This window comes from Planococcus sp. TJ-302 (genome assembly GCF_058268455.1).
This window is the reverse complement of record NZ_JBZDOI010000001.1, coordinates 782,450-802,059: the sequence shown is the minus strand read 5'-3', so window position 1 is coordinate 802,059 and position 19,610 is coordinate 782,450. Positions and strand designations below refer to the sequence as shown.

The window sequence follows — 19,610 nt, the reverse complement described above, 5'->3', positions numbered from 1 at the left end:
CATATATCCTTCGTATTTTTCATGCAAGGTTCCACAAGCCTTAATCAACCTTCTTTTTCTTTATGACTGCAGAGGTCAGATTTTTTTTGGTACATGCTTAAGTGAGTGCCAAAGTTTTGATGGAATGTATTACCGCAAATATATAATTACACATAAAAAAGTAATATGACAGTCCATTTAGGTTTCATATGATGGCTTATCGGAAGGGAAGGAGCTAAAATGCTTTTTCTCTTTCTTCGCGTTTGAAAAGCGTACTTTTACGTAAGGTTTAAAATTAACAAATATGATTCAAGTTTCTTGCTATAAAAATACGAACTCGATAAAATATATAATGAACGTTCAACATAATGGAGGTGGTTACATGAAAAAGTCATTGAAAAAAGAGGCTATATTGAACTCAGCTGAAAAATTATTTTATCAGCATGGTTTTCATGCAGTTGGCGTGAAAAGTATATTGGATCACGCTGGAGTTGCACCAATGACAATGTATTATCACTTCAAATCAAAGGAAGAGGTAATCAAAGAAATATTAATGCAAAGAAATCAGCGATATCTTCAAGGTATTGAAGACACGATCAATAAAGAAGAGGGAATTAATGTATATATGGAATCGTTGTTTAAAGCCCATATTGATTGGATAGAAACAAAAGGTTCGAATGGTTGTTTATTTTTAAGAGCAAAGCAAGAGTATGAAGGCGTTAACGATGAAATTGCAGTATTAAGCAAAGAACATAAACAGTCATTCCTGAATAAGATTGAAAATGATTTGGAACTTTTCCATGCACCTAAATCTCTTGGAATGCAAATCACGATTATTCTGGAAGGCTTGACAGCTATGGTCCAAACCACTGAGTTGAATAAGGTGAAAGAAGCAGCAGCAGAACTAATAAAAAATCTTTATATTTCAGAGGATGAAATTAAGTAGTGAGCTGAGAGCAATGTTAAGTTAAACAACATTGCCTTTTATTTTTCCTATTTTTTATAATGAACGTTCTACATAAAGGAGTGATTCCGATGCAAGCAAAAAAATTAATAACAATAGGGTTGCCAATGATTGCGGTGACATATGGTTTATCCCGGTTCAGTTATGGACTAATGCTTCCTTATATCACTGAAGAGATGAACATGGACCCTTCCGCGAGTGGTCTGATCTCGTCTTTGTCCTATATTGCTTATTGCATGGCAATCGTATTGGCGATGGTATTTTCGAATAAAGTGACTTCAAAATCGTTGCTCATCGTAGCAGGATTGACATCAATCATTGGTCTGGGTGTTATCGCCATTTCTTCCAGCCCTATAATAATCGGGTTAGGTATATTTCTGGCAGGATTGAGTACAGGGTTGTCATCTCCTCCTTATGCCAATATTGTGGATACAAACATAGAAACAAGGTTACAGAACCAGACGAATTCATGGATCAATTCGGGCACAAGCATCGGGACTGCCTTTACAGGAGCGGTTGTTATCCTTATGGCCGACAACTGGAGAGAAACGTACATGATTTTTATGGTCATTGCTATTCTTGTATTAATCGCGAATTATAAAGGACTTCCTAAAAATCAAAATTTGAAAAAGGAAAGCAAGGCTGGTTTTTCTAAACAGGAAGGGAAGCAGTCTGTTCAATTGATTTTGGCGTCCCTACTTTTAGGGGTATCCTGTTCGGCCTATTGGACATTCTCAAGAGATTTTATATTGAATCTGGAGAGCGCACCTCCATACCTTGGGGAGTGGTTATGGGTAATTATTGGCGTTGCGGGATTGTTGGGCGGAACTGCTGGAGTCTTTATCGACAAATTCGGCTTGATGACAGCTTATAGAATATCGGTAGTAGCTCTTTCAACTTCATCTCTTTTACTCGGAAAATTTTCCGGAAACAATCTGATGAGTTTTTTCTCACCTGCTCTTTTTGGCAGCTCCTATATTTTTATGACAGGAGTATTGATTGTGTGGGGGATTTCTGTATTTAAGAGCAGTCCATCATTTGGACTTGGAGTGCCTTTCTTAATATTGGCGCTTGGTCAAGCAGCAGGCTCTATTTTCTCTGGCTTGATAGCTGATATTGCAGGATATCCTGCTCTTTTTATCGGAGCTTCTGTAATTGGCTATATAACCTTAGTATTTAGACATGACTCCAATTAAGTATTTCGATTCTGAACCTGCGGTTGCTAAAGAAAACACTAATATCTTGTGAAAGTGAATAGTTGATTAGTTTACATATCCCGTGTTATCAGCAGTATATTCACACTTGACATAAAGTATGGTGAGATAGACAACTAAAAAACGAACTATTTACAATTTATGAAATAGTTGCTATCCTTAGTGAAACGAAGTAAGTATAAAGCATTGATGAGAAGAGTAGTTAAGAATTGACCATTCACAGAGAGCTCTGGCCTGCTGAAAAGGAGCAATGATCGACTTAATGAATAAAGTCTTGGAGCTTCTTGCCAACCTGATTTTGCGATTAGGGATAGCAAGACGGATTCCCCCGTTATGAGGATAGGGTATGTTTGTACCCGATGAGGTTAGCATGGTGATATGCTGACAAACTAAGGTGATACTACGAAAATCAACTTTCGTCCTTAAGATTGATTTCTTAAGGAGGAAAGTTTTTTTATTGGCAGCAATTCAATGTTTCTAGAAATAGAGACTGAGTAAAAATAGAAAAAAGGGACTGATAGAGTGGAAAACGTGGAAACGGTGCGGAAATTTTATGATGAGACAGTCGATTATGAATGGAACAGGCTCGAGCGGCATAAAGTCGAGTTTGAACTGACGAAACGCTTCCTTAAGCGTTATATTAAACCGACGGACAAAGTGCTGGATTTAGGTGGCGGACCAGGAAGATATGCGTTGCATCTCTCTGAGCTGGGTTGTGAAGTCACTTTGGCAGACTTATCACCGAATAATGTAGCGTTTGGATTGGAGAAGGCAAAAGAACTTAACCTGACGCTGCAAGGCATGTGTGTCGATAGCCGGGACTTATCAAGCATCGATGAAAAGCAATTTGATCATGTGCTTTGCATGGGGCCGATGTATCATCTAGCCGATCAAAAAGATCGGATTCAGACCATTAAGGAATGTTTGCGGGTATTAAAGCCCGGAGGAATACTTTTTGTGGCTTTCGTGTCTTCCTATTCGTTTGTGTGGGATTACCTCATCCATAATCCCCAGTTTGTATTGGAAAAAGAACGGAAAGCACAATTGGAAATCCTGTTAAAAGACATCAATTTCGCTGGACAGGGCTTTACCGATAATTTCTTTATGCGTCCTAAAGAAGTACTTCCATTCTTTGAGCAGTTTGATCTTGAAAAGCTAAATCTCTTGAATTGTGAGAGCTTCCTTTATTTACGGGAAGCGGAACTCTTGAAACAGTCTCCGGAAGTCGTCGCTGCTTGGTTGGATCTGGCGGAGCAAGTGTGTGAACGGGAAGATTTATTAAGCTTGGCCGAGCATATTATGTACATTGGTAAAAAATTATGAGCACAGTAAACGGTATGGTCAACATACTGTTTATGAATTTAGTACCTAGTCAACATATAACCCCTTATCGGTAGAAAGGGAATTTCACCCTTATCGTTTTAAAAGCTTTTGTAAATTGAAGATATAGTTGAGATTGTTTAATCAGCTAAATTCTCTGCATCCTTGGTACAGTAGAATTACAAGGCTTAATTTGAAACAACTTTATTGCCAGCATACAGCTGGATCCTTAGGTTCAGTTTTTTATTTCGGAAAGGCTAAGTGTGAGGGATGGAGCGAGGAGTACGGTTGCTGATCGGAACAGATTACGTATTTTAAACAAAAAATGCCCTTTCAGCTGGAATGAGCTGAAAGGGCATTTTTTAGGCCGTTCTATTTACTTGCTCACTTTTTCGCATATTCCTCTTCCCATACCTGATTTAAAACCTGGCTGAATGCTTCAACCGGCTGCGCACCGGAAACAGCGTATTTATTGTCGATTACGAAGAAAGGAACACCCTGCACACCGACTGCACGCGCCTCAGAAATATCCTGCTCCACTTTTTCGGCGTTCGCTTGATTTTCCACGACTTTACGTACTTCAGCGCCGTCAAGGCCGACTTCTTCTGCCAGGCGGACGAGGGTTTCGGTATCGCTTAGAATTTCACCATCCGTGAAATGCGCAACATAGGAACGCTGGAAGAATTCATTTCCTTTTCCCTGTTCTTTTGCATATTGGAAAACGCGGTGGGCATTAAATGTGTTTGCCAATTTCGCTATGTCGTAATTGATATTGACGCCTGAGCGGGTTGCCGACTCTGCCACATTTTGCAGCATCGCCTCGGCCTGTGCTAAAGGCAGGCCTTTCATATCCGAAAAAGTTTCGGCATAATCCTTACCGGGCACATACTCCCCGTCTGGCATCAGCTGGAAACTTTTATATTCAATGTTAACGTCATCCGCATGTTCAAATTTCTCCAATGCTCCATTCAAATGGGCCTCGCCGATAAAGCAGAACGGGCATACAAAGTCTGACCAGATCGTTATTTTCATTTTTTATCCTCCTTTTTTTGATCAAACGGCCCGCAGATGCCTGTTTGGACATCACAGGCAAATCCGGTGGACTCACCAAAATCAATCAGCTTAATTCCACTAAGGTCCGGCAATGTATGGTTTGACATAGCTTGTTTTACTGCTGTCGATTCATTTTTCATTTCTTTACCCATTCCATAACCCTCCTTATAGCATGTTTATCATTGATGGTAAAGGAAAACGCGGACATATTCTAATAATTGGATCGGGTGTTGCTGAAGAGTGCAATTTATGAAGGTTTTACCTTCTTTCAGTCTTCGCTTTTTTTTCAAATATTAAGAGAAAGAAGATTTTTATTAATGAAACCAAAAAACTCTCTGCGTTGCCTAACAGTTAGATAAAATGGGGCAAGGGCTTGGAGAAGTGAGAGAAAGACCGATTACTGACAGAAGTGATGGATGAGTATGGGCATTATTTGGTGCGGCTTGAATATTCGTTTATCAAAAAGCGGACGAAAGCGGAGAACATTGTGCAGGACGTATTTGTCCGCTATTACTTAAATCTGGAGAAATTCAAAGCAAAGCTTACATAGGACCTCATAACGTAAGGGGAGAGGTGATAGTTTTAGCTTCTTTCCTTCCTATTGTTCGTTAAAGTGTACTTTTACGAACGCTTATTTTAACCAGTTTTCTAAAATATGGAACTTAATGTTGAAATCATATATATAATTTTCTTGCCTTTACATACCTCAATAATAAGTTGCTCTAGAAGGAGTTTAAAAGCCGATCGCTTAGGGAAAAATTAAAAAAAGATTTTTTCTGAAAAATCAGATATTTAGAATGCCACTAAAAATGAAAGTCTCTGAAAGGACTTTTTTTAGTTTCTGATAAAAAAGAGAGGAGGAATAGACTATGCATTTATTGCCTCGTGAGATTGACAAATTGATGATTGTAGTCGCTGCAGATTTGGCAAAAAGGCGGCGGGAAAGAGGATTAAAGCTTAACCACCCGGAATCGGTAGCCATCATAACTTACGAAATAGTAGAAGGAGCACGGGATGGAAAGACAGTTGCAGAATTAATGGAATTCGGAGCGACAATTTTAACGACAGAAGACGTCATGGAAGGTATTCCTGAAATGATTAAAGACATTCAAGTTGAAGCAACATTTCCTGATGGCACGAAACTAGTGACTGTACACAGTCCAATTCGTTAATTTAAGCAAAGGAGGAATAGGGGTATGGAGCCAGGAGAATATGTATTGAAAGACGAAGATATAACTTGCAATGAAGGAAGAGAAGTCTATGTGGTTTCCGTTATCAATACAGGCGACCGGCCTATACAGGTGGGGTCACATTTTCACTTTTATGAAGTGAATCCAGGTCTTCAGTTCAACCGGGAAGAAGCTTATGGAAAACGTTTGAATATTCCTGCCGGGGCGGCAGTACGGTTTGAGCCTGGAGATGAAAAAGAAATTGAGCTGATTCAATTTGTTGGAGAACGCCGGGTATATGGTTTCAATAACAAGGTCGATGGGCCACTGGAAAGCAGGGATGGATCATGAGTTTCAAAATGTCCAGAAAGCAATATACAGAAATGTTTGGACCTACAACGGGCGATGCAGTTCGGCTTGCTGATACCAATCTGTTTATCCAAGTTGAGAAAGACTTTACGACGTATGGAGAAGAAATGGTATTTGGCGGCGGGAAAGTCATCCGTGATGGAATGGGCCAGCATCCTCTTGCCGCACGTGAAGAAGGAGTTCCTGACACAGTCATCACGAATGTTATCATTTTTGACTATACCGGAATTGTAAAAGCTGACCTTGCTATACGAGACGGGAAGATCTTCGGCATCGGCAAAAGCGGAAATCCGCTCATTATGGATAATGTAGATATCATTGTCGGCACAGCAACCGAAGTGATAGCGGGCGAGGGGCTGATCGTAACTGCAGGCGCCATTGATACCCATGTACATTTTATAAATCCTGAACAAGTGCAAGTAGCGTTATCAGCTGGAACGACGACATTGATCGGTGGCGGTACGGGTCCGGGAGCCGGGTCGAAAGCAACAACCGTTACGCCAGGTGAATGGAATATCCATCGAATGCTTGAAGCGGCAGAAGGCTTGCCAATAAATATCGGATTCACGGGCAAAGGTCACGCAGCAACTTCAGCACCTTTAGTAGAGCAAGTAAAAGCAGGAGTCATCGGACTGAAAGTCCATGAAGATTGGGGCGCAACAGGTTCTTCTCTTGATCATGCACTTCGCGTCGCAGATGAATATGACATCCAAGTCGCTCTCCATGCGGATACTTTAAACGAAAGCGGATTTATGGAGCAGACAATGGCTGCAGTAAAAGACCGCGTCCTTCACATGTACCATACAGAAGGAGCGGGCGGCGGACATGCGCCAGACTTAATCAAATCAGCAGGCTATCACAATATATTACCGTCTTCGACCAACCCTACCCTCCCATACACTGTCAATACAGTAGATGAACATCTAGATATGGTGATGGTTTGCCATCACTTGAATCCTTCAGTACCGGAAGATATTGCTTTTGCCGATTCCCGAATACGCCGCGAAACGATTGCGGCAGAAGACATCCTGCATGATATGGGTGTATTCAGTATGGTCAGCTCCGACGCACAAGCCATGGGCCGAATAGGAGAAGTCGTCATTCGCACGTGGCAAGTAGCAGACAAGATGAAAATGCAGCGCGGAATCATGGAAGGCGATAGTGAATACGCTGACAATAACCGGGCGAAGCGCTATATTGCGAAATATACGATCAATCCCGCTATTACCCATGGGATTTCAAACCATATCGGCTCGATTGAAGTAGGCAAAATGGCAGATCTCGTTTTATGGAATCCAGCATTTTTTGGTGTGAAACCGGAAATGGTTCTGAAAAATGGAATGGCTGTCGTGGGCTTGATGGGAGACGCCAATGCATCTATTCCAACACCGCAGCCGTATATTTCGCGTCCGATGTATGCCCAGTATGGTAAAGCATTATCAAGAAGTTCCGCAACATTCATTTCTCAAGCAGCTTTTGATGACGGCGTTCATGAAAAACTCGGACTTCAAAAAATCATTCTGCCTGTAGGAGGAATCCGTACCCTGTCGAAAAAAGACATGAAATTGAATTCAGAAACGCCTGATATCACCGTAGATCCGCAAACGTACGAAGTGAAAATAAACGGAGAGCTGCTGACATGTGACCCTGTAGACAAGGTGCCAATGGGGCAGCGATATTTCTTATTCTGAGGTGAATTGAATTGATAATTGAAGAAGTAGTAATGAATGTAGATGATATGGATAAAAGTGAAATCGATAAGCGGCACATTGAAAAAGTCTATTTGGAAAGCGCGTATTTGGTCAAACGGATTCAGCGTGTCAAGACCGATCACGGAAACGAGCTTGGAATCCGCTTAAAACAAGCGCGTGATCTAGTTGCGGGCGATGTGCTGTTCATGGACGACAAAAACATGATTGTAGTAGACGTGTTATCCGATGATTTGATTGTGATCAGTCCCCGAACTATAGAAGAGATGGGAAACATCGCCCACCAGCTTGGAAACCGGCATTTGCCCGCTCAGTTTGAAGGCAATGACATGCTTGTCCAATACGATTACCTGGTGGTAGCTCTACTGGAGGAATTAGGAATTGCATTTAGACGAGAAGACCGCAAGGTGAAAAAAGCATTCCGCCACATTGGCCATAGCCATGAATAAAAATCTGCTCTCGCTGTTTCAGATATGCGACTCAGGCTTGCCGACGGGGGCTTTCAGCCATTCGTTCGGTTTGGAAAGCTATATACAGGCGGATATTGTAACAGACCAAAAAACGTTCTTTGACTGGCTCTGCGTCTATGTACATGATCAATTGATCTACACTGATGGACTGGTTTGCAGGCTGGCATATGAGGCGCTTGAACAGCAGGATTATCAAGAAATATGGAAATGGGACCGGATGTTAATGGTTCAGAATTTACCGAGGGAAACACGGGAAGGCACGCAAATGATAGGCGACCGTTTGCTGAAAATCGCCCAATCGCTCTACGATTTTCCAGTGCTTGCGCTTTACCGTGACCGGATTGACAAGAAGCAGGCGTTTGCCCACCCTTCAATCGTATTTACGATGATTGCCTATGGGCTGCAGGTTTCAAAAGAAGATGCCATTCTGTACTATCTGTATTCAGCTTCATCTAGCCTTGTTCAAAATGCCGTCCGGGCGATTCCCTTAGGGCAGACGGCGGGAATTATGATCACACACGAATTCCATCCTGAGTTGCAATCGGCAACGAAGAAAATCATGCAGCTTACAGGGAGTGACTTCGGCATTGTGTCACCTGGTCTTGAGCTTTCCCAAATGCATCATGAACGCGTCAACATCCGTATTTTCATGTCGTAACTATAGAATTTTTAAAAAGAGAAGGAAGTGTTTAGATGGGACCGATTAAAATTGGTGTCGGCGGGCCGGTAGGAGCAGGGAAAACCATGCTCGTTGAAAAAATAACCCGCAACTTGGAACAGGAAATTGAAATGGCTGTCATCACAAATGATATCTACACGAAGGAAGATGCCAAGTTCTTAATGGAAAACGGCGTACTTCCAGAAGACCGCATTATCGGAGTTGAAACGGGAGGATGTCCACATACAGCCATTCGTGAAGACGCCTCAATGAACTTTGCGGCAATCGACGAATTGATAAAGCGCCATCCGGACGTCGAACTTATTTTCGTTGAAAGCGGCGGCGACAACTTGGCAGCAACCTTCAGTCCGGAGCTCGTCGATTTTTCAATTTACATCATTGATGTGGCACAAGGTGAGAAGATTCCGCGAAAAGGCGGCCAGGGAATGATCAAATCGGATTTATTTGTTATAAATAAGACCGACCTGGCTCCTTATGTAGGTGCACGCTTGGATGTCATGGCTTCAGATACAAAAGTATTCCGCGGCGACAAACCGTTCGTTTTTACAAATCTGAAAACCGAGGAAGGGCTCGATCAAGTCATTGAATGGATGAAGACCCATGTTCTGTTAAAAGGGCTTGAATAATATGACCTCATGGACAGGCGAGCTCTCGCTGGATTTAGAAGAGAGAAAAGGAAAGACGGTTGCTAGAAATGTGTTCTTTCAAGGAGCATTCAAAGTGATGCGGCCGATTTACCATGACGATACGGGTAAAGTCTGTTACTACTTGCTGAACCCTGGCGGCGGATATTTGGATGGAGACCGTTATCGGATGAAAGTGACTGCCAACGGAGGTGCTAAAGTTACCTTAACGACACAATCCGCGACGAAAGTATATAAGACGCCGAAGGGACATGCCTATCAAGAGACGGATATAGTGCTAGAGAAAGGAAGTTATTTGGAATTTCTTCCTGACCCGTTGATTGCTTATGAAAATGCACGGTATCTGCAAAAAAATACCATACGGATGGAATCCGGAGCAGTTTTTCTTTACACTGATATTTTAACGCCTGGATGGTCCCCAACTGGCGGTAAATTCACCTATCACACCGTCCAGTTGATCAATGAAATTTATATGGACGGGGAACTTGTTGTCTATGACCACATCAAATTGTCTCCGGAAAAGCAAGACATTTCCGGTTTAGGGTTTATGGAAGGTTATAGCCATATCGGTTCAATGATTGTTGTTGGTGAGCAAACAGACAGTAAATTACTCGATGACTTGTATGAGTCGATTGTTTCCCTGGGAGCCGATGTGAAATTCGGCCTGTCTCAACTGGTGGTACCAGGATTCAGCATCCGGATACTGGCTAACTCAACGCAAGTCATCGAAAGAATTATTGCCGAATGCCATCGCATTATCCATGAACAGTGGTTCGGCATCACACCGAACTCTTTAAGAAAGTATTAAGCCAGGTTATAAGCTATCAGTTCAGCAAAGTGACAAATTTTTTAAGGAGGTTAGGTGATGAGCGGAGAAAAGAAGGATGAACCTGAACTGAAAGATTTCGCAGTAGAATCGGTTTTTGAAGACCGATCTTATGAACGATATGCTTTTACATTTAAAGTGGAGGATCATAAATTTAAAGGCTATTTTTTTGAAGATGAAATTCAATGGCTGCATCCTCATCCTAAGCAATTGATCGGTGAAGAAAAAGTGGATGCGATTGAAACAATGATCCATAAGCTGATGGCTCAATATGGCATTTCAAGTGAAATGAAAGAATTGGAAGTGCATCCGGTTTTTGAGGACAAAGCTTATAAACGTCACCAATTCACTTTGAAAGTGCAAGGGGAGAAATACAAGGGATTTGTCCACAAAGATGAAATTCAATGGTTTCATCCTCAGCCGAAACAAAAGCTGAAAGAAGAACAAGTGGAGGCAATCGAAGCCGAAATTCATGAGAAATTCTCAAATTATCAAAAAGATGAAGACAAATAAAAAGAAAGTCCTGCAGACTCGCAGGGCTTTCTTTTTTAGTTTTCATCTATTTTTTTATCCCACTCTTCAATATTCCACCACACACCGAATCCATGGTGGCCGAGCATGCGCGTACTGATGCCTGAAACATTTTTATTGATTCCGTATAGAGCATCCAGATAAATTAGGAGTTGACAGATATATCTTTCGATTCTATAAAGTTGACGATTATTGCTGCAGTGTCCTTAATTGAATAATTTTCGCTATATGATATCACTAATTGTAGAATCGGAGGTTTTACTAAAAAATTTTTTTTTTTGCTACTTTTGCGTATTAGGAACCCAAAAGATAATCGGATATTATACTGATGGTCTCCTCTGCATCACTAATGTGCGGACTGTGACCTTCGGCATCCATTAGGTGATATTCACTGTCTTTTATCTGGCTATGTACATACTCACCTACGCGTTTTGGGGCGATTAAATCATTGCGTGTCTGCAGAATCAAAGTCGGAACAGGAACTTCCTTCAATACCTCACGGACATCCGACAAAAAAGTGGCTTCCGCAAAGTTGCTGATTACGTCCGGATCATTGCCGCATAGTAGTTGCTCAAATTCAGCCGCCAGATGGGGACGTTCAGCGTTTTGCATAACGAGCGGCGACAAAAAGCGCGCAAATTCGTTATAGTCAACTTTAATCATTTCAAGCAAGCCTTCGATTTCCGCTTTTTCAAATCCCCCCTGATAGTCCTGTTCATTGAGAAAATACGGAGAAGGTCCAATCATAATTAGATTCTTCATCAGTTCCGGACGCTCGACCGCCGCCAATGCACCAATCATGCTGCTGACTGAATGGCCGATAAACACTATATTTTCTAAGGACAAGGCGTCGCATAATTCTAGAAGATCCTGTTTATAACCATCCAATGTCCGGTACCGTTCCTTGTTGTAAGCAGATTTATCACTTTTACCGGAGCCGACATAATCAAACAATACAACCCGATATTTCGTTTCGAAAGCCGGTGCAATCTTGTCCCAGACATATTGGTCACAACCGAAACCATGCGCGAACACCAGAACCTTTTCGGTCTGCCCTTTAATCCTTACATTATTTCTCTTAATCACTTGTGCAGCCGTTTTCTTTGTTGCCGTCAAACTATATCACCTCTTTTTGTTATAAGATCATTTTCATAAGTGAACTTAAGTATACTTCATTAAAAATATAATCAATAACTCTGGGTATTCACTTGAATTTTATATATTTCTTAGGAGACAAGAGAGCAATAGTAATTTCAAAAGCAAATTTATATTTCTCTATTTTTTCAAATGCAAGTATTTATATATATTTTTCTATGAAGGTATTTAATATTTTTAGGACTCTTTATAATTATACCATTGTAAAAGAGCATAAAATTTCTTCTGTAAATAAATAGAAAAAGAAAGATCTTTTCTTGTAGAATTACGTCACCACAACCAAAGGGAAATGGTGACAGGAGTCGGGTATATGTTTTATAATGCAGCGATTAGGCAGGTCATGCGCTTGACCACGGCATAATTGAATTTTTTTAAACTGGAACCGCTATTAAAGTTGAAAATCTAACATTTGGGGTGCAGCAACTTATCTTCTCTCTTTTTGTGTGTAATAGCGTATTTTTCGAATGGTTTTATAGTTCTAAAAGTCTTTAACGCTCAAGCCCAATAAAGATATCATATGGGAGAAGTTGTTGAAAGAGTTTCTGTGGAATTTCGGCGAGGCCATAATTGTGAAAAATAGTTGAAAGCTCACTTTTTGATGCCTGAGAAGATTCCAACCCCGAAATTTTTCCATCAAGCGATAGATTACAGTAAGGGAGTTGCATGTAAAACCGCGCTCATTGAGATGGAAATCTGATATACTTCATTTAATATCGGGACTTTAATAAATTGAAATTTGGTGAATATCATGAAGGAAAAAGAGAGACGAAGCAGCGATAACACTGCTCTAAAGAAAACCTTATTGCGATATAAAGAAGAAGCAAACGAAGATCGTTTGCCGCAGCAGGCCTACATTATTATTCAAAAAGCGATTCGAAATCTACAGCTTCAACCTAATGAGGCTTTTTTGGAACGTGAAATTATCGAAATGCTGGAAATGAGCCGGACGCCTGTTCGCGAAGCATTAATTCGATTGGAGATGGATCGCTGGATTAGGTTGATCCCTCGAAAAGGCTTTAGTGTTGAACCAATCATAAAAGAAAATATTGAGCAAATTTGTCAAATTGCTGAAGCGCTGGATGGAGTGGCTGCTGAGTTAGCCACGTTGAATATGGAGGAAAAACATCTCGAAATCTTGGATTCCCTTATTGCGCGCCAAGAAAAAAATCTGAAGGAAAATAATTTAAAGGCCTATTTAGATGCAGATAATCAATTTCATAATTTGATCGTTGAGTACTCCCGGAATGAACGGCTGAAAAATATAATGGATAGTCATTCTGATCAATTGTATCGGGCTCGGTTATTTACCATTAATGAGCGAAAGCTTCCTGTCCGGTCCATTAAGGAACATCGGGCAATAGTAGCAGCAATGCGAGCCCAAGACAGCAAAGCAGCGCAGATTCTCATGCATTCCCACAGGCATCGTGGAGGACAGGAAATCTTGAGGATTATCGAAAGCAAGCCAACGAATAAGCAGGAAAAATAAGGCATGACGTTTCTTAACAAGAAGCGTCTTTTTTATATGTATGGATATTTAATAAATTTATTAAATGGCTATATACATTAATTTAATTAATTTAAAGCTTTTTATTGACATTAATAAATTTATTAATTATTCTATAAACAGATAATAAATACGAAATGGGAGGTTTTAAGATGAAGATCATTGATATCAAAGAAAAAGCCGTACCGATTAAATCGAGTATCAGCAATGCGTATATTGATTTTTCAAAAATGACCGTTTCTGTCGTTGCAATCGTTACGGATGTATTTAAAAATGGCAAAAGGGTTGTAGGCTATGGATTTAATTCGAATGGCCGGTATGCTCCAAGCGGACTTCTCCACGAACGTTTTATCCCTCGTTTATTAGAAGCGGAAACAAATGACATTCTAAATGATGAAGGCTCAAATTTTGATGCTCATAAAATCTGGGATATTTTGATGACGGGCGAAAAACCAGGCGGCCACGGGGAACGGTCGGTTGCGGTGGGAACGCTTGATATGGCAGTTTGGGACCTTATTGCAAAAATAGAAGAAAAGCCCCTTTATCAACTGCTGGCCGAACGTTATGGAGATGGAAAGCCGGATGATAAAGTGTTTGTATACGCGGCAGGCGGCTATTATCAGCCAGGAAAAGACGATAAAATGCTGCAAGAAGAAATGAAAGGCTATCTGGACCTAGGTTATTCAGTTGTGAAAATGAAAATTGGAAACGGTTTAGAAGAAGATCTTCGAAGAATTGAAGCCGTACTGGAAGTGGTGCCATCTGGCCAATCTCTGGCGGTAGATGTAAATGGCCGATTTGATTTGGAGACAGCGATTAAATATGCAGAAAAGCTGGAGCCCTATAATTTGTTTTGGTATGAAGAAGTAGGAGATCCGTTAGATTATGAGCTTCAAGCGGAGCTTTCCAAGCATTATAAAAATCCTATGGCAACTGGAGAAAATCTTTTTTCTATGCAGGATGCCCGAAACCTCATTCGCTATGGAGGAATGAGGCCGGATCGGGATTATCTACAATTTGACTGTGCATTAAGTTATGGACTTGTGGAGTATATGAGAATATTGGATATGTTAAAAGAACATGGATGGTCTTCACGCCGGTGCATTCCGCATGGTGGGCATCAATTGTCGCTGAACATTGCAGCAGGATTGGGTCTAGGAGGGAATGAGTCTTATCCGGGAATTTTTGAACCATTCGGAGGATTCGCCGATGACATTCCTGTTGTCAATGGGTATGTAGGTTTGCCTGACGTTCCAGGAATAGGTTTTGAAACAAAAGCACCGTTAATTAAATTGCTTCGTTCAGTGGCTGAATAATATATTTCAAAAACAATTGTTTTTGTAAATGAGCCCTAACTTTCGAACAATTTAAGAAAAAAGTAAACTTAAGCTTTTACTCCAATAAGATGGCATCGATACTGTGGTTTTACCACTGTGTCAATGTCATCTTATTTTAGTTCCACTGTTTTCGTGTTATAAACGAGCTGTAATCATCTTATTCATACCGGACCATTTTCTTTTGATAATGAGCGTATTTAAACGCTTGAATTTAAACGCTTCATTTTCAGCAATGAATATAAAATTTTATAGGTTAATGCCTTCTATATTACATTGGGAATGGCGATTAATATATGGCAAGTAAGAGCTTTAAATTTCACAATGATATGCAAAAAGATCTTAGAGAAAACATCCTAAGATCGAGTAGTTAAAGGAATGGTTAGTAACTATCTGAGAGATTATCGGAAGAGAAGAAGCGAATACCTGAGTTTCTTCTTTTTTGTTCGATAAAGCATACTTTTATGAACGCTATTATGAATAGATATGGTCTCGAATTTAATCATATAAAAAACCTTGTTTGAAGTTTATAAAAATTATAATAGATAACGTTAGTTCGATTAAACTAATTAAGTAAATTATTTAGTTTGCTAAACAGATGTTGACAACTGAATTTTGCGATGATATATTTAGTGGGCTAAATATATCATCACTTGGAGGGTTATCTATGAAAGTCACTGTAGATTGCGATATCCGTGAGTCTTTAGATAAAGTGTCATCTAAAATGCGTCGGGATTATAGCGAAAGCCTAAGAGAAATTAATCTTTACGTTGGACAGGACAATTTACTCGCCCGTTTATGGGCAGGAGATGGAGTCACTCAAATGCAATTATGCGAGCATTTGAAATGCGAGCCGCCGACGGTCACCAATATGGTTAAATCGTTGGAACAGAACGGGTTCATCATCCGTAAGCGCGATGAACGAGACGGCAGGGTTATGCGGATTTATCTGACTGACGAAGGGAAAGAGTTGGAAGGTCCGGTTGATTTTAAATGGAAGCAGCAGCAAGAAAAATTATTGCATTCCATTTCACCGGAAGAACGCTTGGTATTAAGAGAATTAATGAAACGAATGGAGAGAAATTTATTCTAATTTTTCTCTAACTAGTATTTAGCAAGCTAAATATATTTTTAAAAATAATAGGTTTATGGAGAATCCTAATTTTAAAAGTTGATTAGCGATCATTTATTTAGCAGGCTAAATAAAAAGCTTATTTTTTAGTGTAATTAACTTCAGTCCGTAATAATTCTTTTAAAAAGGTGTGAGGTAAATTCATGAACGTTGAAAATAGCAGTATTCTAACTTGCATTAAAGATTGTCCTGGAATAAGCGCAAAAAAGATCGTTTCATGTTTGGACTCAAAAACGATTAATTTATCAGTTATGGAAGAATCCACTTCACAAGTTTCTATATTTAAGAAATTGCGTACGTTGAAAAGAAATGGAACTGTTCATAATAGAGGTGATCGTTGGTACATTATGAATTGCAACAAATAGGATAAGAATCAACGAGGCTTTAAAACTTAAAAGAAGTCTATTTCAAAGAGTGAAATTTATAGGAAGTACTTGGTAAGTACTAACAGGAAGAATAAGTAAAATAGTAGTTAATCCTTAAAAAGGTATTTAGTAAGGTAATAATTAGCGGAATTTTATTTTACAGAAAAAGCTGCCACGATAATTCCTCACAGGCGTATGCAATTAACTAGGGCCTGTCTAAATCAAAGGAGAATATAAACATGACAAAACGAAAAGAAATGCAACTGGCATTACAAATGATTTCTGGATACGGAGCTGAATTTAGCGCATGGAGAATGCCTGGCACCGATCCGGCTGCTTATACAAGTATGGATAGTTATGTAGAGCGTGCAAAATTAGCTGAAAAAGGAAAATTTCAGATGATTTTTATCGCAGATACCCCGGCATTAACCGTCGACCTAGGTCCCCAGACACCAATGTTCCCGATGGACCCAATGTTGGCGCTAATGGCTGTAGCTAGAGAAACGAAGCAAATCGGTCTTGTTGCCACCCTATCAACGACTTTTAATTATCCCTATAATATAGCACGTCAGTTCAAAGCGTTGGATGTGATTAGTCATGGCCGTGTAGGCTGGAACGCGGTCACTTCATCGTTGCCAGCAGCAGCAGCAAATTTCGGTGCACAGGTTGCCGGACGCAAAGAAAGATACGGTATGGCCCATGAATCGATCCAAATTGTTCAAGCATTATGGGGGAGTTGGGAACCGGACGCTTTGACAATAGATGTGGAAGGCGGAAAATTCGCCGACATGAACAAAATTCAACCGATTAATCTCAAAGGACATTATTATGCTTCACGTGGCCCATTGCCAATCCCGCCATCGGAGCAAGGACAGCCGGTGATTTTTCAAGCTGGAGGAGGAGCTGAAGGGTTGGAATTGGCCGGAAAGTACGCTTCAGGTGTCTACGCAAACCCCTATGACATCAAGTCTGCTCGTGAACACAGGGAAGCGCTTCGGCAAAGTGCGGCTCGTTTTGGCAGAAACCCGGATGACATTAAGATGTATGCCGGTTTTATGTTTTCCATAGGATCGACTGAAGAAGAAGGGTTGGAACGGCGAAGACAACTAATGAGTTTCAACCCCGAGGAGATTCCAAGCCGGGTCAGCTACCTTGGTTCCATGGTTGGATTACGGCTATCGATGAATTCGGTGGATATTGATCAGCCTTTACCAGCTGATTTGCTGAAGCGTGCATACGCCAATCCACAGGATCCCCGTTCTCCTAGAGCCTTACAGCTATTGAAAAAAGGACTCTCCATTCGGGACGTTCTGGCGCACGGGGTCATCAATTACCATCCGGTAGTTGCCGGTACCGCAGTGCAAGTGGCTGACTTCTTGGAAGAATGGTTTTTGGCCGGCGCTTGTGACGGGTTCTCGGTTGTGCCGGATATCGCCTACGATGGAGTTGCCGATTTTGTGGAACAGGTTGTTCCGATTTTGCAGGAACGTGGATTGTTTCACAAGGAATATGATGGGAAGACGCTTCGTGAGAATATGGGTGTTCCTTATCAGTATGGAAATACAGATATTAAGTAATTTACAGGAGAGAAGATTTTCATGAATCATTGTCTTCAATGGCTATAAGTATTGAGGTTCATCAAGAAAGAAGTAAGCAGCAATTCTTCCTTAATTATTTAAGGAAACAATGCTTTACAAAAAATAAACCGTTATTAAGTTAATCAGGTTACTGGGAGAGAGAAAAATGAAGAAACAATATAATACGCGCGGCATCTTGGCATCGCTGCTGATCGTCGGTTTTGTGGGTATGTTTAGTGAGACCGCTTTAAATATTGCAATGGTGAACTTAATGGATGTGTTCCAAATTTCGGCGGCAACTGCACAGTGGCTAACGACCGGATTTTTGTTAACTCTCGGTATTTTAATGCCGATAAGTGGCTTACTGCTGCAGATGTTTACAACGAGGCAGCTTTTCATTGGTGCACTCATTAGTTTAATCACAGGTACATTAGTTGCGGCACTCGCGGTCAATTTTGAGATGCTGATGGTTGCTCGGGTTTTGCAGGCAGTAGGCATGGGCTTGTTGCTTCCCCTCATGTTCAACACCATATTGGTGATCTATCCCCCGGAAAAGCGGGGGGCGGCCATGGGGTTTGTCGGACTTGTCATCATGTTTGCTCCAGCAACCGGGCCGACAATAGGTGGTCTGTTAATCGAATACTTAACATGGCATTTCATCTTTTGGTTCTCGTTGCCATTCCTGATCATCGGTCTGTTAATCGGGCTGAAGTATTTGGAAAACGTGACCGAAGTGACAAAACCCCGGATCGATTTGCTATCGGTCTTACTGTCAACAATCGGGTTCGGTGGAGTTGTCTTTGGCTTCAGTAAAGCAGGCGAAGGTGCTGAGGGCTGGGGCAGTATGGTAGTTGTAACATCCATCATCGTTGGTCTTGTTGCTTTGTTCTTCTTTGTACTGCGTCAGAACGGGATGAATGATCCAATGTTGAACCTAAGCGTTTTCAAGTTTCCGATGTACGTTATTGGACTGCTTCTGGTGATGATGTCGATGTTGATTATTATGTCGAGTATGATAATTCTGCCGATGTTCCTACAGACAGGTGCAGGACTGTCCGTATTTATTGCCGGACTCATGCTTCTCCCCGGCAGTGTGCTAAACGGGATTCTCTCTCCTATTATTGGAAGGTTATTTGACAAATTTGGGCCGAAGTGGCTCGTTATTCCGGGTCTTATTCTCGTTACGACTATGTTATGGTTTTTTACTACGCTATCCACTACTTCTTCAGTCGCGTTAATCGTTGCGCTGCATATTGGGCTGATGGTGGGGATCGCGATGATTTGGATGCCTTCTCAAACGAACGGATTGAATCAGCTGCCGCCAGAATTATACCCTCACGGCACGGCTGTCATGAACACGTTGCAGCAGGTTATCGGTGCAATCGGAACGGCGGTAGCCGTAAGCATTCTTACGGGCGGTATGGAGAACTATTTACATGGATCCGCCGCACCGACCCAGCCGGCTGAAATTGCCAATGCGATGGCTACAGGATTGCAAAACGTCTTTTTGTTTACAGTGGTGGTCGCAATGGTTGGCCTGGTCATAGGATTCTTCATCCGTCGTGTCGTAGTCCGACGCGAAGTGATAAATTTGCCACATTGATATTTTAGAAACA

General features: G+C 41.1%; 19 protein-coding genes and 1 other annotated feature. Of the genes, 16 read left to right on the top strand and 3 right to left on the bottom strand.

Features of this window, described 5'->3' with window-relative positions:
- Positions 1-361: 361 nt before the first annotated feature.
- The 3 genes from AC4EHB_RS04150 to AC4EHB_RS04140 all read left to right on the top strand — a co-directional run bounded on the left by AC4EHB_RS04150 (position 362) and on the right by AC4EHB_RS04140 (position 3,480).
- Positions 362-925 carry a TetR/AcrR family transcriptional regulator gene (locus AC4EHB_RS04150; protein WP_490980758.1) on the top strand — a complete coding sequence of 188 codons (564 nt, stop codon included), beginning with the start codon at positions 362-364 and terminating at the stop codon, positions 923-925.
- Positions 926-1,014: 89 nt separating this feature from the next.
- Positions 1,015-2,139 (top strand): MFS transporter, encoded by a 1,125-nt coding sequence (locus AC4EHB_RS04145; RefSeq protein ID WP_490980757.1) that lies wholly within the window; start codon positions 1,015-1,017, stop codon positions 2,137-2,139.
- A gap of 195 nt (positions 2,140-2,334) precedes the next feature.
- Positions 2,335-2,584: a binding site (T-box leader), on the top strand.
- A gap of 95 nt (positions 2,585-2,679) precedes the next feature.
- Positions 2,680-3,480, top strand: a complete 801-nt coding sequence (locus AC4EHB_RS04140) for a methyltransferase domain-containing protein (protein ID WP_490980756.1) — start codon at positions 2,680-2,682, stop codon at positions 3,478-3,480.
- Positions 3,481-3,861: 381 nt separating this feature from the next.
- Here AC4EHB_RS04140 and AC4EHB_RS04135 read toward each other — a convergent pair whose 3' ends face one another.
- Both AC4EHB_RS04135 and AC4EHB_RS04130 read right to left on the bottom strand, forming a co-directional pair.
- The gene (locus AC4EHB_RS04135) at positions 3,862-4,509 is read right to left on the bottom strand and encodes a DsbA family oxidoreductase (RefSeq protein WP_490974330.1); all 648 of its coding nucleotides are present in this window, start codon (positions 4,507-4,509) and stop codon (positions 3,862-3,864) included.
- Entirely contained in the window at positions 4,506-4,682 is a 177-nt protein-coding gene (locus AC4EHB_RS04130) for a hypothetical protein (protein ID WP_490974329.1), read from the bottom strand. The genes AC4EHB_RS04135 and AC4EHB_RS04130 overlap by 4 nt, the downstream gene beginning before the upstream one ends.
- Positions 4,683-5,399: 717 nt before the next feature.
- Here AC4EHB_RS04130 and AC4EHB_RS04125 point away from each other — a divergent pair.
- Genes AC4EHB_RS04125 through AC4EHB_RS04090 form a run of 8 tightly spaced genes read left to right on the top strand, consistent with a single transcriptional unit; the run spans position 5,400 to position 10,909 of the window.
- Positions 5,400-5,702, top strand: coding sequence for an urease subunit gamma (locus AC4EHB_RS04125; RefSeq protein WP_142826290.1), 303 nt, complete (start codon positions 5,400-5,402; stop codon positions 5,700-5,702).
- Between the two features lie 24 nt (positions 5,703-5,726).
- A complete protein-coding gene (locus tag AC4EHB_RS04120) occupies positions 5,727-6,050 on the top strand; it encodes an urease subunit beta (protein ID WP_490980755.1) in 324 nt (107 codons plus the stop codon).
- A complete protein-coding gene (gene ureC, locus AC4EHB_RS04115; protein WP_490980754.1) occupies positions 6,047-7,759 on the top strand; it encodes an urease subunit alpha in 1,713 nt (570 codons plus the stop codon). The genes AC4EHB_RS04120 and ureC overlap by 4 nt, the downstream gene beginning before the upstream one ends.
- An 11-nt stretch (positions 7,760-7,770) precedes the next feature.
- Positions 7,771-8,226, top strand: coding sequence for an urease accessory protein UreE (ureE, locus tag AC4EHB_RS04110; RefSeq protein ID WP_490980753.1), 456 nt, complete (start codon positions 7,771-7,773; stop codon positions 8,224-8,226).
- Complete coding sequence (locus tag AC4EHB_RS04105) at positions 8,219-8,905, top strand: urease accessory protein UreF (protein WP_490974325.1); 687 nt, start codon at positions 8,219-8,221, stop codon at positions 8,903-8,905. The genes ureE and AC4EHB_RS04105 overlap by 8 nt, the downstream gene beginning before the upstream one ends.
- A gap of 35 nt (positions 8,906-8,940) precedes the next feature.
- Positions 8,941-9,552, top strand: coding sequence for an urease accessory protein UreG (gene ureG / locus AC4EHB_RS04100; RefSeq protein ID WP_490974324.1), 612 nt, complete (start codon positions 8,941-8,943; stop codon positions 9,550-9,552).
- A 1-nt stretch (position 9,553) separates the two neighbouring features.
- Positions 9,554-10,378: an urease accessory protein UreD gene (locus AC4EHB_RS04095; protein ID WP_490974323.1), complete on the top strand. Its 825-nt coding sequence runs from the start codon at positions 9,554-9,556 to the stop codon at positions 10,376-10,378.
- A 57-nt stretch (positions 10,379-10,435) separates the two neighbouring features.
- A complete protein-coding gene (locus AC4EHB_RS04090; RefSeq protein WP_490980752.1) occupies positions 10,436-10,909 on the top strand; it encodes a hypothetical protein in 474 nt (157 codons plus the stop codon).
- A gap of 312 nt (positions 10,910-11,221) precedes the next feature.
- On the opposite strand, the gene AC4EHB_RS04085 is transcribed toward AC4EHB_RS04090, so the two are convergent.
- The gene (locus AC4EHB_RS04085) at positions 11,222-12,043 is read right to left on the bottom strand and encodes an alpha/beta fold hydrolase (RefSeq protein WP_490980751.1); all 822 of its coding nucleotides are present in this window, start codon (positions 12,041-12,043) and stop codon (positions 11,222-11,224) included.
- 787 nt (positions 12,044-12,830) lie between these two features.
- Between AC4EHB_RS04085 and AC4EHB_RS04080 the strand changes: the two genes are divergently transcribed.
- The 5 genes from AC4EHB_RS04080 (at position 12,831) to AC4EHB_RS04060 (ending at position 19,597) form a co-directional block, all read left to right on the top strand.
- The gene (locus AC4EHB_RS04080; RefSeq protein ID WP_490980750.1) at positions 12,831-13,568 is read left to right on the top strand and encodes a GntR family transcriptional regulator; all 738 of its coding nucleotides are present in this window, start codon (positions 12,831-12,833) and stop codon (positions 13,566-13,568) included.
- 170 nt (positions 13,569-13,738) lie between these two features.
- The gene (locus AC4EHB_RS04075; protein ID WP_490980749.1) at positions 13,739-14,902 is read left to right on the top strand and encodes a mandelate racemase/muconate lactonizing enzyme family protein; all 1,164 of its coding nucleotides are present in this window, start codon (positions 13,739-13,741) and stop codon (positions 14,900-14,902) included.
- A 685-nt stretch (positions 14,903-15,587) separates the two neighbouring features.
- The gene (locus tag AC4EHB_RS04070) at positions 15,588-16,013 is read left to right on the top strand and encodes a MarR family winged helix-turn-helix transcriptional regulator (protein ID WP_490980748.1); all 426 of its coding nucleotides are present in this window, start codon (positions 15,588-15,590) and stop codon (positions 16,011-16,013) included.
- Between the two features lie 643 nt (positions 16,014-16,656).
- Positions 16,657-17,994, top strand: coding sequence for an NtaA/DmoA family FMN-dependent monooxygenase (locus AC4EHB_RS04065; protein ID WP_490980747.1), 1,338 nt, complete (start codon positions 16,657-16,659; stop codon positions 17,992-17,994).
- A 166-nt stretch (positions 17,995-18,160) separates the two neighbouring features.
- The gene (locus AC4EHB_RS04060) at positions 18,161-19,597 is read left to right on the top strand and encodes a DHA2 family efflux MFS transporter permease subunit (RefSeq protein ID WP_490980746.1); all 1,437 of its coding nucleotides are present in this window, start codon (positions 18,161-18,163) and stop codon (positions 19,595-19,597) included.
- Positions 19,598-19,610: the final 13 nt, after the last annotated feature.